The 14,868-nt window shown below is 53.8% G+C and carries 14 protein-coding genes; 7 read left to right on the top strand and 7 right to left on the bottom strand.

All coding sequences use genetic code 11. The features are described 5' to 3' along the window. Nucleotides 1–145 precede the first annotated feature (145 nt). A complete protein-coding gene (kbl, locus tag B0B12_RS11080; protein WP_076668866.1) occupies nt 146–1,342 on the bottom strand; it encodes a glycine C-acetyltransferase in 1,197 nt (398 codons plus the stop codon). Nucleotides 1,343–1,403: 61 nt separating this feature from the next. Further along, nucleotides 1,404–2,777 carry a hypothetical protein gene (locus B0B12_RS11075; RefSeq protein ID WP_076668865.1) on the bottom strand — a complete coding sequence of 458 codons (1,374 nt, stop codon included), beginning with the start codon at nt 2,775–2,777 and terminating at the stop codon, nt 1,404–1,406. A 385-nt stretch (nt 2,778–3,162) separates the two neighbouring features. On the opposite strand from B0B12_RS11075, the gene B0B12_RS11070 reads away from it, so the two are divergent. From B0B12_RS11070 to B0B12_RS11060, 3 genes are all read left to right on the top strand, one after another. Beyond that, nucleotides 3,163–4,140: an NAD-dependent epimerase/dehydratase family protein gene (locus B0B12_RS11070; RefSeq protein ID WP_076668863.1), complete on the top strand. Its 978-nt coding sequence runs from the start codon at nt 3,163–3,165 to the stop codon at nt 4,138–4,140. A gap of 443 nt (nt 4,141–4,583) precedes the next feature. Beyond that, a complete protein-coding gene (locus B0B12_RS11065; protein WP_076668861.1) occupies nt 4,584–4,922 on the top strand; it encodes a thioredoxin family protein in 339 nt (112 codons plus the stop codon). A gap of 75 nt (nt 4,923–4,997) precedes the next feature. Continuing rightward, the gene (locus B0B12_RS11060) at nt 4,998–6,452 is read left to right on the top strand and encodes a DUF4403 family protein (protein WP_244554684.1); all 1,455 of its coding nucleotides are present in this window, start codon (nt 4,998–5,000) and stop codon (nt 6,450–6,452) included. 118 nt (nt 6,453–6,570) lie between these two features. On the opposite strand, the gene B0B12_RS11055 is transcribed toward B0B12_RS11060, so the two are convergent. After that, a complete protein-coding gene (locus tag B0B12_RS11055) occupies nt 6,571–7,275 on the bottom strand; it encodes a hypothetical protein (RefSeq protein WP_139337793.1) in 705 nt (234 codons plus the stop codon). A 323-nt stretch (nt 7,276–7,598) separates the two neighbouring features. On the opposite strand from B0B12_RS11055, the gene B0B12_RS11050 reads away from it, so the two are divergent. Further along, a complete protein-coding gene (locus B0B12_RS11050; protein ID WP_076668857.1) occupies nt 7,599–8,588 on the top strand; it encodes a YihY/virulence factor BrkB family protein in 990 nt (329 codons plus the stop codon). Between the two features lie 77 nt (nt 8,589–8,665). Here B0B12_RS11050 and rlmN read toward each other — a convergent pair whose 3' ends face one another. Continuing rightward, the gene (gene rlmN, locus B0B12_RS11045) at nt 8,666–9,739 is read right to left on the bottom strand and encodes a dual-specificity RNA methyltransferase RlmN (RefSeq protein ID WP_076668855.1); all 1,074 of its coding nucleotides are present in this window, start codon (nt 9,737–9,739) and stop codon (nt 8,666–8,668) included. Nucleotides 9,740–9,760: 21 nt separating this feature from the next. Further along, nucleotides 9,761–10,189, bottom strand: a complete 429-nt coding sequence (locus B0B12_RS11040; RefSeq protein WP_076668854.1) for an acyl-CoA thioesterase — start codon at nt 10,187–10,189, stop codon at nt 9,761–9,763. Between the two features lie 437 nt (nt 10,190–10,626). Here B0B12_RS11040 and mnmC2 point away from each other — a divergent pair, with 437 nt between their 5' ends. The 3 genes from mnmC2 to B0B12_RS11025 all read left to right on the top strand — a co-directional run bounded on the left by mnmC2 (nt 10,627) and on the right by B0B12_RS11025 (nt 12,474). Next, a complete protein-coding gene (gene mnmC2, locus B0B12_RS11035; protein ID WP_076668852.1) occupies nt 10,627–11,304 on the top strand; it encodes a tRNA (5-methylaminomethyl-2-thiouridine)(34)-methyltransferase MnmC2 in 678 nt (225 codons plus the stop codon). Nucleotides 11,305–11,355: 51 nt separating this feature from the next. Beyond that, nucleotides 11,356–11,895 carry a glutathione peroxidase gene (locus tag B0B12_RS11030; protein ID WP_076668850.1) on the top strand — a complete coding sequence of 180 codons (540 nt, stop codon included), beginning with the start codon at nt 11,356–11,358 and terminating at the stop codon, nt 11,893–11,895. Between the two features lie 273 nt (nt 11,896–12,168). Then, a complete protein-coding gene (locus tag B0B12_RS11025; RefSeq protein WP_076668848.1) occupies nt 12,169–12,474 on the top strand; it encodes a hypothetical protein in 306 nt (101 codons plus the stop codon). A gap of 126 nt (nt 12,475–12,600) precedes the next feature. Here the strand turns inward: B0B12_RS11025 and B0B12_RS11020 are convergent, their stop codons facing one another. After that, entirely contained in the window at nt 12,601–13,182 is a 582-nt protein-coding gene (locus tag B0B12_RS11020) for a 5-formyltetrahydrofolate cyclo-ligase (RefSeq protein WP_076668846.1), read from the bottom strand. Next, nucleotides 13,182–14,840, bottom strand: a complete 1,659-nt coding sequence (gene bshC, locus B0B12_RS11015) for a bacillithiol biosynthesis cysteine-adding enzyme BshC (RefSeq protein WP_244554682.1) — start codon at nt 14,838–14,840, stop codon at nt 13,182–13,184. Before bshC ends, B0B12_RS11020 begins: the two co-directional genes overlap by 1 nt. Between the last annotated feature and the right edge of the window lie 28 nt (nt 14,841–14,868).

The following is a 14,868-nucleotide window of genomic DNA, read 5'->3' as shown; positions in this document are numbered from 1 at the left end:
TGCGCAAACTGGGCTGCTACACAGCTGCTTAATTCTTCAAGATAGCACAAATCATATATAAAACAAGTATTTATATTGTACTTTATAAAAAAAACAGCCGCTCCTGTTGGGGAGCGGCTGTTTCTATACCTTAGTTTAAGCTGATTTACTTAATCACACCAAGCTCTTTGCCTACTTCCACAAAAGCGGCGATGCACTTGTCGATGTGCACACGGTCGTGCACGGCGGAGAGCTGCACCCGGATGCGGGCCTGGCCTTTTGGTACTACCGGGTAGTAGAAACCGATCACGTAGATGCCTTTGTCGAGCATGCGGGCGGCAAATTCCTGCGCCAGCGGGGCATCGTAGAGCATCACCGGCACGATCGGGTGGTCGCCCGGCTTGATGTCGAAACCGGCCGCGGTGATCTGCTCACGGAAATACTTCGTGTTCCACTCCAGCTTGTCGCGCAGTTCGGTAGTGGAGCGCAGCATGTCGAGCACGGCAATGGAAGCGCCCACGATAGACGGCGCCAGCGAGTTAGAGAACAGGTAAGGACGTGAGCGCTGACGCAGCATGTCGATGATCTCTTTTTTGCCGGACGTGAAACCACCCATGGCACCACCCAACGCTTTGCCCAGCGTGCCTGTGATGATGTCTATTTTGTCCATTACGTTGTGGTACTCGTGCACGCCACGGCCCGTCTTGCCCATAAAGCCAGTCGCATGCGAGTCGTCCACCATAATCAAGGCCTGGTACTTGTCAGCCAGTTCTACAATCTTGTCAAGTTGCGCCACAGTGCCGTCCATCGAGAAGGCGCCATCCGTTACGATGATGCGGTGCTTGGTGCCGGCGTTCATGGCCTCCTGCAGCTTGGCCTCCAGGTCCTCCATGTTGTTGTGCTCGTAGCGGAAGCGCTGCGCCTTGCACAGACGGATGCCGTCGATGATGGAGGCGTGGTTCAGGGCATCAGAAATAATGGCCGATTCAGCGTCGAACAAAGGCTCAAACACGCCACCGTTTGCGTCAAAGGCCGCCGCGTAGAGGATGGTGTCTTCTGTGCCCAGGAACTCCGACAGCTTTTGCTCGAGTTCTTTGTGGATGTCCTGCGTACCGCAGATAAAGCGCACCGAGCTCATGCCGTAGCCGTGCGTGTCGATGGCGTGCTTGGCTGCCTCGATCACTTTCGGGTGAGCCGACAGGCCCAGGTAGTTGTTGGCGCAGAAGTTGAGCACGTGCTCCATCTGCGTGGTATCGATGTCGGCGCCCTGCGGCGTCGTAATGATGCGCTCCTGCTTATACAAGCCAGCTTCCTTGATCTCGGCAAGCTGTTTTTCCAAATCTGGTTTTAAGGTTTCGTACATGTTTATCTTCGTTAAGCTGTTACTTGTTTTTATGTTGATCCGGTAGGTAAGGCACCTGTGCTTATTCTTCTATTTTGGGTGGCGGACGACGGATGATCGGCCTCGGTCGCGGTGGTTTCGGTTTAGGCACCTCATCTTCAGGTATAGCCGCTGCTCCCGACTTCTCCTCAGGTATAGACGACGCTTCAGTTGTTGCTTCCGGCTTCTCTGTTGCCGACGGGTTTTCCGGCTGCTCCGCCTTGCTTGGTGCTACCTCCGACGCAGGTGCTGCCGGTCGCTTGATGATCGGTCGTGGCCTTGGTAGTTTGGCCGGTACTGTTGTTTCTGTTGCAGCAGGTGGTTCTACCGCAGGCGCTTCTGCTGACGATGGTTCTTCTACTGGTACGTTTGCAGCGGCTGCAGGTATAGTGGCCTTATCCCCCGCGGGTCTGCCTTCTTCAGGTTTTACTTCTGTCGCGGCCGGTCTGGATAGAGCAGTCGGACGCTTGATGACAGGGCGCGGCCGCGGCGGCTTCGGAGAGGCTTCGTCGGCAGGCTGCACCGGCGGGGTGTCTATACTTGTTGCCGCAATGGTAGCATCCTTTTCCGCTGCACCCGAAGCAGTTGATTCCTCATCAGTAGGTTTCTGCAAGGCAGTAGGCCTTTTGATAACCGGTCTGGGGCGCGTTGGCCTGGGTGCTTCTGCAGCAGTTTCGCTGGTGGGCGCTATACCTTCGATAGGTTTTTCTGAAGCAGGCTGCTCCTCTCCTTGCACCGGCTTTTGCAGGGCGGCAGGCCGCTTGATTACCGGTCGCGGACGAGCCGGTTTGGCTCCTTCCGTTGATGATTCGGCGGAAGCGGTCTGCTCAGGTATAGCTTGTCTTTCCTGCTCCTCGCTGATTGGTTGTTCCTCTGGCTTTGCCAGGGCGGCCGGGCGTTTGATCACCGGCCGGGCACGTGGCGCAGCAGGTTTAGCGGCTTCTCCCTGTGGTTTGTCTGCCGTTGAGCTTTCCTCACCCTCCACTGGTGGTTTCAAGGCAGCCGGACGACGCACCACAGGTCTTGGCTTAGGCGCTGCGGCAGGTATAACAGACTTTCCCTCAGTTGTTTCCTGTGGAACATCCGCACTGGCAGGTATAGCTGAAGCATCCGCGGCAGTGTCTGACGGAGGCGCAGGTATGGCGATCGCTCCGTCGGATACAGGTATAGCGGCTGGCGGCGCGGCCCGACGGGCTGCCGGGCGTGGCGCGGCTGTGGTGGCCGGTTTCGGCACGTCCTCTTCGCGCAGGTGGTAGCGCAGCCGCACGTTGTTGAGCACCATTTTCACGGCCACGTAAAAGCTGTTGGGATGCATCTGTGCGTACATGCTCTCCCAGGCCTGGTACCGGCTGAGGTCTTCGGCCGCAAAGGCTTCCCTGTTTATCCGCTTCTTTATGAGGTACTCTTCAAACGTCATGGTGCGCTGCCCGTGTGCTATACCTGCAAAGGTACGGAAACAGGGTTGAATCGTGTTTTATTTTGCCCCATTGCCTGCTGTGTTGCCTGCAGAGGTCTTTTACTCAACAAATATAAGAAAATAGGACTCCTGAAACAGGATGGTATTATTTCTATTTTACCATTGCGTTACTTAATCGTTAAATCTGCCCCAAGCTATTTCAGGACCCGATTCGCCACTATACCTTTGGTTCGTGGAGAAAAAATATTAGGTTAAGATTAGTTTAGTGAGCTTGAAGCGCTTGCCCCTGGCAGGCGTTTTCTATTTCAGAACCGCTGGGATTCTTGCGCTTATACTTTCAGGATTGACCTGAAATCGGTTACTTTGTGCAAATAATTTAAAGACTATGGCAAACACAAGTGACACGGTATTGGTGATTGGTGCCTGCGGACAACTTGGCTCTGAACTCACCCTGGAGCTGCGCAACATGTACGGCGGATCGAATGTGGTGGCAGCCGACATCGCGGCCCCGAAACAGGCTGACCTCCGCGATTCAGGCCCCTTTGAGAAAGTGGATGCGCTGGACACAAACGTACTGGCCGAACTGGCCTCCAAATATAAATTCAAGCAGATTTACCACCTGGCGGCTGTGCTGTCGGCCACCGGGGAGCGCAACCCGAAGTTCGCCTGGAAGCTGAACATGGAGGGCCTCTTCAACGTGCTGGACCTGTCGCTGGAGCACAAGGTGCAGAAGGTATACTGGCCTAGCTCCATTGCAGTTTTCGGCCCGAACACCCCGCGCCAGAACACGCCGCAGTACACCGTCATGGACCCGAACACGGTCTATGGCGTGAGCAAGCAGGCCGGTGAGCGCTGGTGTGAATACTACTTCCAGAAGTATGGCCTGGATGTGCGCAGCCTCCGCTACCCTGGCCTGATCGGTTACAAAGCCCTGCCTGGCGGCGGCACCACCGACTACGCCGTGGACATCTACCACAAGGCGTTGGAGGGTGAAACCTACGAGTGCTTCCTGAGCGAGAACACCTACCTGCCGATGATGTACATGCCCGATGCCCTGAAAGCGACGCTGGACCTGATGCATGCCCCGGCTGAGCAAGTGAAGATCCGTGACTCGTACAACCTGAACGCTATGAGCTTCTCGCCGAAGGAGATCACCGAGTCTATCCAGAAGTTTATACCTGACTTTAAGATCACTTACAAGCCCGACTACCGTCAGCACATCGCCGATTCGTGGCCGCAGAGCATCGACGACAGCACCGCCCAGCAGGACTGGGGCTGGAAACCGAGCTACGATTTAGATGCCATGACCGAGGACATGCTCCTGAACCTGAAAAAAATGAAGGAAGAGCAGACGCTGGCGTAGTTCTGACAAAAGACGATTAGACAAAGGACTTTTAAGTAATAGCGGCGTTAAAGCGCTGGGCTATACCTGAGGCCTGCAAAGCGTAAACCGAAAGCGGGTGGTGCGAAAGCATCATCCGCTTTTTTATGCCCTGTAAAAATTTTACCATAAGTAGACGCTCCTGAAATAAACAGGCACAACATTTGCTTTAGACTATATATCATTTTGAACATTAAAAGAAATGAGGCACCCCTAGTTCCTACTTTCGAGCGCCTGTCGCTTGCCAACTGGAGGTCTTGGATTTGTATTTTAATAAAGATTAAAGAATAGCTACACTTGTACAATCAGCCGCTGGCATCTTGCTGGCGGCTGTTTTCTTATTCAGCAGTTAACCTATATTTTGCACAAAACGTCTACAGATTACAGAAGTACCGCCGTAATTGCCCGGCCTCAAAACACAAAATATGACTGTATCTGATATAAACGACAACAAGCTGCGCCAGCTGATATTTGAAAAGGAAAGGGTGATCGTCAAGTTCACCGACCCGGCTTGCCCGGTTTGCAAACAACTGTCCCCCTCTTTCCGGAAACTTTCCACCGAACCACAGTACGACACGATCTCCTTCGTGCGCATGAACGCCAGCGAGAACCCTGTATCCAGCCAGGAGGTCAGGCTAACCGGTACGCCCTTTTTTGCTTCCTACCTGAAAGGAACAATTCAGGAGTGCGGCATTGTTGACACCGAAGAAGGCATTCGCGCTATGCTGGCCCGGCTCTTGCAGCCTGCAGCCCAGGAATCCTGACTCGCTATACCTGTGCCAGGTATAGCGAAAGCGCAAAAGCCGTAAATTGCGTCCTTATTTAGAAGCCTATACCGCGTGTTCCGACTCACTACCCTGCAGCTTGTTTTTATTTTGTTTGTGCTGAGCAGCCTGCTCGCCTTTCAGGCCTGTTCCAGCACCGCTCGTCTGGACACGGCAGCCCCGCCGGTGACGGTGGCCAATGTGCCTGCCTATCAGCCCAAGCTGTCTTCTATCAGCATACCTGTGTCTATACCTTTGGCGGCCATTGAAGAGAAGCTAAACCAGGAACTGCAGGGCGCTCTTTACAAGGACGATAACCTGAACGACGACAACCTGATGGTGACGGTGCTCAAAAAGGGCCGCCTGACCATCCGGGCCGAGCAGGACAAATTCTACTTTAGTGTGCCGCTGCAGGTATATGCCAAAGGGCGCTGGAACTGGGAGCCCTGCAAGGCCTGCCCTTCGTTCAGCAAAACTGAAGCCACCTCTTTTGACATGGTCGTGCGCACCGAGAGCCGCTTTGGCCTGACCGACGACTACAAAGTCAACACCATCACGAGCGGAAACTTCGAGTGGGGCAACACCAAGCCCTACATTACGCTCGGGCCGATCAAGATTGGCCTGGCGCGCTTTATTGAGCCTGCCATGAAGCAGCAGATGAACACTATCGCCCGCCAGCTCGACAAGGAAATACAGAATCGCCTGAACCTGCGCCAGTACGTGGCCGACACCTGGGTGCAGCTGCAGCAACCCGTGAAGCTGGACGACAACCTCAACGCCTGGCTCACCGTGAAGCCGCAGGAGGTGCGAATGGCCCCACTCTATGCTCACAACGGCAGTCTGCATACACGGCTCGGCATCAGCTCCTTCATACACGTCAATACCGATGGCAAGCCGCAGACGCAGGTAAACAGAACCCTGCCCCGCCTCATCATCGACAGCCGGTTGAGCGACGACATCCAGATCGGCCTCACGGCCACCGTGCCCTATACCCAGGCCAGCAGCCTGATGCAGCAGCAAGTGGCCAACCAGACCTATACCTTCGATGACGGCAAAAGCCAGCTTACGGTGAAGGATGCGGCCATCACCCCGAGCGGCGAACAACTGGTGCTGATGCTGGATGTAGACGGCAAAACAAAGGCCGGACTTTTCACCAAAAAGCTCGTTGGCAAGGTATACCTGCGCGGCACGCCTTACTACGATGCCCAAACCGCCTCCATCAAACTGCGCGACGTGGACTACGACCTCCACACCAAAGACATGCTCCTAAACACGGCCAGCTGGCTCGCCAAAAACAAGTTCAAGGACATGATCCAAAGCCAGGTGAACATACCGGTGCAAAGCCAGCTGACCGATGTGCGCAACCTGCTGCAGCAGACCCTGAACCAGTCAGGGCGCCTGCACGAGTCTGTGCTGTTGCGCGGCGCTGTGAGCGAGCTGGCCCTCGAGAACATTTACCTGAGCCCGGCAGGTATACAGGCTGTGGTAAATGCCCGTGGCAACCTCACCGCCACTATAGACAAGTTGTAGTTCCAGACGCGGAATATAATACTTTTTAAAAATGGGAAGGGCTGCCAGGTATGGCAGCCCTTCACGTTTCTTCTATACCGGTCTGGCAGAAATGATCTTGCGTCTTGTACCTTAAAAGCTAAAGTCTCTCGATTGGCGTGGGACTGTTGAACACGTCGTCCGGTACCTCGGCTGGTGCGGCTATGTTGGTCAGCTTGAATTCACCCTGGGCGTTGCTGCGGTCAGAGGCCAGTTTTATACTGCCGTAGTCTTCGTAATCACTCCAGCGCCGGGTAAAGGAAGGCTCGGCATCCTCGGCGCTTCGGAAAAAGGCCCACTGCGTCACCAGCCCCTGCTCCTTATCCACCCATAGTCTGTACTTGTTCTGCGGCGTGAGGCCCACCTGCGCAAAGGTCATCTCCAGCACATCGGCAGGGGCGCCTTCCAAGGTTTGCTCCTCGCCCACATACCGGAGCGTTACGCCCTCGTCCTGCAGCTTAAAGGGCATCACGAGCCAATAGGAGTTGTTGATCCAGAGGGCATAGGCGCGCTCCAGCAGCTTCTGCTTCTCATCCGGGTCCTGCAGCTCCTGGCCTTCCACGTATACTTTGCCGTCCTTGGTGTCGGTGTTGATAATGGCCACAAGGCTGTCCTGCTCCCAACGGAAACGGTTCTGGTGTTTGTCCCACACCTGGTATTGGTTGTTGAAGGTCCAGGCCAGGTAGCGCGTGTCGTTCCAGCCTTTCTCCCCGCCCATGTTTTCCAACACCTTCTGGGCTATACCTTGGGCTTTGTCGCCGGGGCTTTGAGCGCAGCCGGACAGCAACAGGAATAAAAACAGCATTTGGAGGTGGTTTTTTAGCGACATCGAGCCATACTTTACGTTCGCTCCCGTGTACGAATTTATACCTGCGCAAGATGTCGTCATCTCGCTACAGGTGACAGTAATTCAAGCCATTACGACCGTGATACTTTGGTTAAATCCGCAATAAATTTGACGTCAAGCCCAAAAGCCTGCTGCATCATCCACGGATATAGTCACAGCAGGTATACAGCCGTCGTGAATACCCACGGCCACCTCACGGCTACCATCAGCAAGCTGTAGGGTTTCCAACCTAACATTTCCCGCTGCCGTATCAAAAAGCTATTCTGACACAGACGAACAATATGACGAAATCTATCACCAGCATTATATTCCCGCTTACCAAGAACACCTTCAACGGATTTCTGGACAATGGTTCCTTGATGCTAGCAGCGGCGCTGGCCTTTAACGCCATCTTCTCTATACCTCCCTTGCTCGTTATCATCATACAGGCCGCAGGGTTCTTTTTAGGGGAAAAGGCGGTTTCAGGTGAACTCTCCGCACAGATCTCTACTGCCATAGGCCCCAGCGCAGCCGAATCCATTGAGACCATTGTGCAGAACGCGGCCTTGAGCGAAGGCGGCGGCATTGCCTTCTGGATAGGTATAGGTACCTTGATCTTTGCATCCACCACCTTCTTTGCCACCCTGCAGGAGTCGCTGAACCGGGTATGGAACGTGAAGGCCAAGCCGACAAACGGCATCGTGAAAATGCTGAAGGTACGCATGTTCTCGTTTGGCATCGTGCTGAGCATCGCCCTGCTCATGCTGGTGTCGCTTCTGCTGAGCGCTGTCATCTCCATCCTGAGCGAATACCTCCGCCAGATATTCGACAACTACCTGCAGTTCATCTCCCCTGATGTGCTCTATTTTCTGATTAAGGCGATGGACTTTGTGTTGTCAGTTGCCATCATCACGGCCCTGTTCTCGCTTATTTTTAAGTATCTGCCGGATGCCTATATCAAATGGCGCGATGTATGGGTGGGCGCTCTGATCACGGCTTTACTCTTCACGATCGGCAAGTTTCTGATCAGTTGGTTCATCAGCACCAGCGACCCGGGCTCGGCCTATGGTGCGGCTGGCTCTATCATCGTGATTCTGGTGTGGATTTATTACTCCTCGCTCATCGTGCTGTTTGGGGCCGAGTTCACCCAGCAGTATGCCGCCGAGTTTGGTCAGGAAATTCGGCCGAAGGCCCATGCCGTGCTTTTCAGAGAGCAGGAAGTCACCCAAAACCCACACGACATTTCCAGTGGCAGACCAAGGCCGGAAGGCAGGTTCAACAAAGCCAGCTGACCCGAAAACTAAGGTATAGCAAAAGGCCCCTGCTACAGGTATAGCAGGGGCCTTTTGCATGAGGTATAGCTGACGTGTTAAGCGGGCTGTTTCTCTTTTACGGCGAGCTGTCCGCAGGCGGCATCGATGTCTTTGCCACGGCTGCGGCGCACGTTCACCTGCACGCCACGATCGGCGAGGTAGTAAATGAAGTTCTGCCAGCGCTCTTCGTCAGTATTCTTATAATCGGCGTTCTCAATCGGGTTGTACTCGATCAGGTTGATCTTGCAAGGGATCACCTTTGAGAAACGGTACAGTTCTTCCGCATCCTCCAGCGTGTCGTTGAAGTTCTGGAACACGATGTACTCGTAGGTCACCTTGCGGCCCGTTACCTGATGGAAGTGTTTCAGCGCATCGGTCAGCGCCTCCAGCGAGTTCGTCTCGTTGATCGGCATGATCTGGTTGCGCTTCTCGTCGTTGGCCGCGTGCAGCGACAGGGCCAGGTTAGCTTTCACACCATCGTCGGCCATCTTCTTGATCATCTTCGCAATGCCGGCTGTGCTCACTGTAATGCGGCGTGCAGCCATTCCTAAGCCGTCGTGCGCCGTAATGCGCTCGATGCTCTTCATCACGTTGGCGTAGTTGAGCATCGGCTCGCCCATGCCCATGTACACAATGTTGGAAAGCGGCTGTCCGTACTGCTCCAGGCTCTGCTGGTTGATGCGCACCACCTGGTCGTAGATTTCGGCGGCATCGAGGTTGCGCACGCGGTCCATGTAACCGGTGGCGCAGAACTTACAAGTAAGCGAGCAACCGACCTGGCTGCTCACGCAGGCCGTCTTGCGTTCTTCGTGCGGTATGAGCACACCTTCTACAATGTTGTTGTCGTAGAGTTTGAAGGCAGACTTGATGGTGCCGTCGTTGCTGATCTGCTTGGTGGCCACCTGCACGGCGTTAATGGCAAAGTGCTGGTCCAGCTTTTCGCGCAGGGCCAGGCTCACGTTGTTCATCTCCTCAAACGACTGGGCCGAGTGCTTCCAGATCCATTCGTATACCTGCTTGGCACGGAACGCTTTCTCGCCCTGCTCCACGAGCCAGGCTTTCAGATCGTCGAGCGACAGCTTACGAATGTCTTTTTTTGTTAAAACGGGAATATCTGCAATCAAATTCATACCACAAAATTACAAAAATACTTAGGCTTTAGTTTCAATCCGGGCTTTTACTTCGTTGGGCAGTGCCATTAATTTTCTTTCCTGGTAATTGAAGCACAGCATACCCGTCTTGGCGCGGGCCACTTCCTTGCCGTTTTGGTTGAGCACGTGGTAGGTAATATCGAAGCCATACTTGTGCACATCGTCGAATGCCAGCTTCAGCGTGAGCACATCGCCATAAAAGCCCTCGCCCTTATACTCGATGGCCACATCGGCCATGATCAGGCTGGCACCGCCCAGATCGAGCTCGGTATAGCCGAAGTGTTTCAGCAGTTGCAGCCGTGCCTCGTGCAGAATGGAGAGCAGCGCATCGTTGCCCAGGTGGGCGCCGTAGTTCAGGTCGGTGATGCGGACAGGTATAGCAGTTTCGAAAGAAACGTGGTCAGGTATAGCTACTTTGATGCGGGGCATGTTTTTAAGTTAAAAAGGTAGAAAGTTAGAAAGGTATAAAGTTGAATGGCTGGATGGTTAAATTGTTGATTGTTTGGTGCACGATTGTTATTGGGAGCTGGAGTGTGATCCGGACATGAATATATGTGCACGATTCGGAGAGGTCGCGACCTGTTCCTACAATATCTGAAATGCTTTCACGGGACACCAGTATCAGAATCAGCTGCGTAGAGTTAGGGCTCAGGAAATAGCGAGTTAGCAGCTTAGTTGTGAAGTGGTTCATCGCGTTAATCATTTGTCTCTAATCATTACGCACTGGCGATTCTTCATTAATCATTAATCATTAATCACTATTCATTACTCATTATTTATTCCTTATTCCTCCCTATTCATTAATCATTACTCATTCCTCATTATTCTCCAACCATTGCTTACATTTGTAAATTAAACAAATAATCATGCATCTCGAAATCAGGCAGACCAAAGACGGCTCCTACACCCTGTATGTGCCCGAAATGAACGAGCACTACCACTCGGTGCACGGTGCTTTGCAGGAGTCGCAGCATGTCTTTATTAAGCACGGTCTGGAGCATGTGCTCAATCTTCGCAAAGACATCAAGCTACTGGAGGTGGGTTTCGGCACCGGCCTCAACGCCATTCTCACCTATCCTTTCGCGCTGGCCCAGAAAGCCTTCATCCAGTACGACACGCTGGAGAAGTTTCCGCTGACCATGGAGGTGGTGGAGCAGCTGCAGTTCGACAAGGTGATCCTGAACCCGGAGTTGCACGACGTGTTCCTGAACCTGCACCGCGCCCCCTGGAACGAACCGATTGATGTTATTCCCTACTTCACGCTGCAGAAGATCCACGAGACGCTTGAGGAGTTCGTACCGCCGCGCGCCTACTACGACCTGATTTACTTCGACGCCTTCGCGCCCGAAAAGCAGCCCGAACTGTGGTCGGACGAAATGTTTGCCAAGCTGTTCCAGGCTACTCGCCCCGGCGGCGTGCTGGTGACCTATTGCGCCAAAGGCTCGTTTAAGCGCAGTCTGAAAGCGGCCGGCTACCAGGTAGAAGCCCTGCCGGGCCCTCCGGGAAAACGAGAGATGACGCGCGGCATCCGGCCTACCGAATAAAACCTTTTTGAAGATTTCCGGTTGAGGTATAGCATATACCTAAAAGAATACATGAGCACATCTCAGAATAACAGCCCGTTCTATAACCTGTCGGCAACTTCTTTGCAGGGCAAGGAAGTGAACATGGAGGACTTTAAAGGAAAAGTCGTGCTGGTGGTGAACACTGCCAGCCACTGTGGTTTCACACCGCAGTACGAAGGCCTGGAAGATCTGTACAAAAAATACAAAGACGACGGCCTGGTGATACTGGGCTTCCCCTGCAACCAGTTCGGTAACCAGGAGCCGGGCGGCAAAGAGGAAATTGAGCAGGGTTGCCTGATCAACTATGGCGTGAGCTTCCCGATGATGGAGAAAGTAGACGTGAACGGCAGCAACGCCCACCCCGTGTTCCGCTACCTGAAGTCGGAGCTGGGCGGACTACTGGGCAGCCGCGTGAAATGGAACTTCACCAAGTTCCTGATCGATGCCGACGGAAAGCCTGTGAAACGCTACGCCCCGATCACCAAACCCGAGAAGCTAACACCGGACATAGAGCGCCTACTGCCCAAAGCCGCTGCAGCACCTGACAAAGCTCAGGAATCTAACAAATAGCATATCAGCAAGTTGCGCATCCAAATAAGGCCCGTATACCTTAGGCATTTGCCAGATATACGGGCCTTGTTTTTTACCTTTGTTTTATCCCAAGCTGTCTGAGTTTAGTTGCCTACAGTAAAGTTTTATCTTAACAAAGTATAAAACAACCACTTACATTCGCCTTCCAGCAATTTTTTTTCGCCCTGTGTTATATAAATTGTTTTATTTCTGGAATTAAGTCTTATTTTGCATTGTCTTAAGAGCAATGAAAGCAAATCAACAGGAAGCAAAATGAAGAAATTATTACAGAAAGTGGTGAAGCCTTTCCAGGCGAAGTACGAAGTAGTGTGCACAACTTACCAGGTAATTCCTGGGCTGCCCGTTAACAAAAACGAATCAAGACACCAGTTTGAGCGCGGCGCCGTTTTGGAGGCCCGTGAATTTTACACCAAAGTGGTGAGCTCAGACATGACCCGCACCATGGCACCTGTTGAAGTGCAGTTGCGCAAAATCTATCTGGGTGGCAAAACCATTGAGCAGGCTGAATTCGGTCCTGTGGCTCAGCTCCGCCAGGTAGTAAACGGCAAGAAGAAATAAGCGCTGATAGCGTCCCCCTTAAAGCCCTGTTGCAGCCCCTGCAGCAGGGCTTTTTGTTTGGTTATACCTTAGAAATAAAAAGCGCTGCCAGAAAAGGAGCGCTTGAAAGACAGTTGCGAACGGGGGCTAAGGTATAGCTTCGGGCCAAACGCCCACGGGCGTGATGGCAAAGTCTAGCGGTACGTCAAACTCGTTGGGGTCTGCGATTTGCTCCACAGGCGGCTCTAGCGAGAGGCCTACCTTCACCACATCAGGCCGGCAGTCGGCCAGAAAGCGGTCGTAGAAGCCTTTGCCATACCCTACCCGGTGGCCATACCTGTCGAAAGCCAGCAAAGGGATCAGCACCAAGTCTACCTCGTGGGCATGCACGATTTGGGCATCTTTTGGCTCCGGTATACCCCAGGCATTCTCCACCAGCACCGACTCCTCGGTGAGGTGATGGTGGGTGAGCACATTCTGGGCCGCATCGGTCACAGGCACCACCACCCGCACCTCGGGGTGCTCCAGCCGCAGCCGCTCGATGATGGGCCAGGTGTTCACCTCGTTGTTTTTAACGATAGGCAGGAACACGTGCACCGTCTGCCCCGCCTGCAGCGGGAAGTGCCGGAAAAACAGATCCGCAATGCGCAGGCTACGCACGGCCACCTCATCCACCGACAGTGCCCGGCGGCGTTGCAGCATGGTTTTTCGCAGCTCGGCCTTGCGCATTACTCCTCCTCCAGTATTGTGAATTTGAACTCCAGCGGGTCAAAGGCCTCCACCAGCGCAAGTATAAGGTTCGGGTGATTGGTCTGGTACGAGAGCAGGTTGTCCTGGCGCTCCTGCAGGCTGCCATTCGGGAAAAGCTTGTCCTTCAGGTTCTCGAGTTGTTTGAAGGTCTGCTCATGTTTGCTGTCGCGGGCTTTGGAGAGCTTTTTTTCGAGCATGTGCAGGGAGTTGGCGGCTTTCTGCTGTTCGGCTCCCACGGCCTTCACCAAAGTCGGGTCTATACCTGCGGCCAGCTCCTCTACCTGTTTAAAAGCTTGTGCCAGGGCCTCGCGCTGCGTCTCCAGGTTGATGTCCGCTTCGTGCAGCTGCGATGATAGCTTTTTCTTGAGCTCCTGGTAATCCTGGAACAGATCGAGCGGCTGCAGCCCTAGCTTGTGCATGCGGGTAGCATTGGGTTTGCTGATGTAAAGGGCCGAGTTGCGCAGCATGATGATCGGGAAAGTTACCTGATGGGCCTCGAACACCTTACAAAGCTGGAACCAGTACGCCACTTCGGCCCCACCGCCAATGTAGGCCAGATTCGGCAGCACCATCTCCTCGTACAGCGGGCGCAGAATCACGTTCGGACTAAAGCGCTCCGGATGCTGCTGCGCCTCCTGCAAAATTTCCTGCTGCGAAAAACTGAGGTCGGTGTTAAGGATCTTATACCAGTCGCCTTCCTGCACAATGCGCTCGCGCAGGCCGTCCTGCAGGTAAAACAGGTTGATCTCGCGTGAAAACACTTGCGGTCTGTACCCCAGTTGCTCCAGTTGCGCGTTCGTCTCCTCTACCAGCTTGTTCGACAGTTGCTCGGTCAGTTCCTTTTCCACCACAGGCAGCAGGGCCTTCTTCAGTTCCTTATGGTCACCGTCGATGCTTACCAAACCGTACTCGCCAAACAGGGCGTGCGTGATGGCGCGGGTGGCTTCGGCTAGTGTTTTGCTGTTGCGGTAGGCTTCCTCAAAAACCGGAAAAGCCTCGGGCAGTTCTTCCAGCACTTTGTCGAGCCCTGTGGTAGAGAAGCGGCCAACGGCACCTGTCTGCTCCGACTCCCAGGTATAGCGCTTGCCAAACAGGTTAAAGTGGTTGATCTCGGCGAAGTCATGGTCCTCGGTTGCCATCCAGTACACGGGCACAAAGTTGTAATCCGGGTACTGCTCCTTCAAGTGACGACAGGTATTGATGGCCGTCACGATCTTGTAGACAAAGTAAAGCGGACCGGTGAAAATATTGAGCTGGTGGCCGGTGGTAACGGTATAGGTGTTGGGCTGCTGCAACAATTCCAGATGCTGCCGTACCGCGGGGTGAATATCAGCCACCGAGCCGTACTGCTCCTGCAAAGCCAGGTATAAGGTATGGCGCTGGGCCTCCGTGAACTGTTTCTCTCTGAGCTGCTCGCCAAAAGCCTCCAGCGTCGGAAAGCGGTGATAGAACGCCTGCAGCTTTTCGCTTTGGGCAAGGTAATCGGCTATTGTTTGGGAGAAGGCGCCCGTGGCGGCATATGTTACCTTCGTTATTTTCATATCGGTTACTTCCATCTGCTCTGTTTTGTGGCGCGGCGCTGTGCTCCTATACCTGTGCGGGTAGGCTGGGCGCGCGTTGCCGTGGTTGCGCCACAAAGTACGTGTTTTTATGCTTGATATACAG

The sequence above is a fragment of the Pontibacter indicus genome (assembly GCF_900156345.1).
Taxonomy (GTDB): domain Bacteria; phylum Bacteroidota; class Bacteroidia; order Cytophagales; family Hymenobacteraceae; genus Pontibacter; species Pontibacter indicus.
Note: the sequence above shows the minus strand (reverse complement) of the source record. Positions and strands in the feature narration are given on the sequence as shown.

Bases quoted from the DNA above. Each gene is read 5' to 3' on its own strand.
- kbl (WP_076668866.1), bottom strand. From the start codon at position 1,342: ATGTACGAAACCTTAAAACCAGATTTGGAAAAACAGCTTGCCGAGATC.
- B0B12_RS11075 (WP_076668865.1), bottom strand. From the start codon at position 2,777: ATGACGTTTGAAGAGTACCTCATAAAGAAGCGGATAAACAGGGAAGCC.
- B0B12_RS11070 (WP_076668863.1), top strand. From the start codon at position 3,163: ATGGCAAACACAAGTGACACGGTATTGGTGATTGGTGCCTGCGGACAA.
- B0B12_RS11065 (WP_076668861.1), top strand. From the start codon at position 4,584: ATGACTGTATCTGATATAAACGACAACAAGCTGCGCCAGCTGATATTT.
- B0B12_RS11055 (WP_139337793.1), bottom strand. From the start codon at position 7,275: ATGCTGTTTTTATTCCTGTTGCTGTCCGGCTGCGCTCAAAGCCCCGGC.
- B0B12_RS11050 (WP_076668857.1), top strand. From the start codon at position 7,599: ATGACGAAATCTATCACCAGCATTATATTCCCGCTTACCAAGAACACC.
- rlmN (WP_076668855.1), bottom strand. From the start codon at position 9,739: ATGAATTTGATTGCAGATATTCCCGTTTTAACAAAAAAAGACATTCGT.
- B0B12_RS11040 (WP_076668854.1), bottom strand. From the start codon at position 10,189: ATGCCCCGCATCAAAGTAGCTATACCTGACCACGTTTCTTTCGAAACT.
- mnmC2 (WP_076668852.1), top strand. From the start codon at position 10,627: ATGCATCTCGAAATCAGGCAGACCAAAGACGGCTCCTACACCCTGTAT.
- B0B12_RS11030 (WP_076668850.1), top strand. From the start codon at position 11,356: ATGAGCACATCTCAGAATAACAGCCCGTTCTATAACCTGTCGGCAACT.
- B0B12_RS11025 (WP_076668848.1), top strand. From the start codon at position 12,169: ATGAAGAAATTATTACAGAAAGTGGTGAAGCCTTTCCAGGCGAAGTAC.
- B0B12_RS11020 (WP_076668846.1), bottom strand. From the start codon at position 13,182: ATGCGCAAGGCCGAGCTGCGAAAAACCATGCTGCAACGCCGCCGGGCA.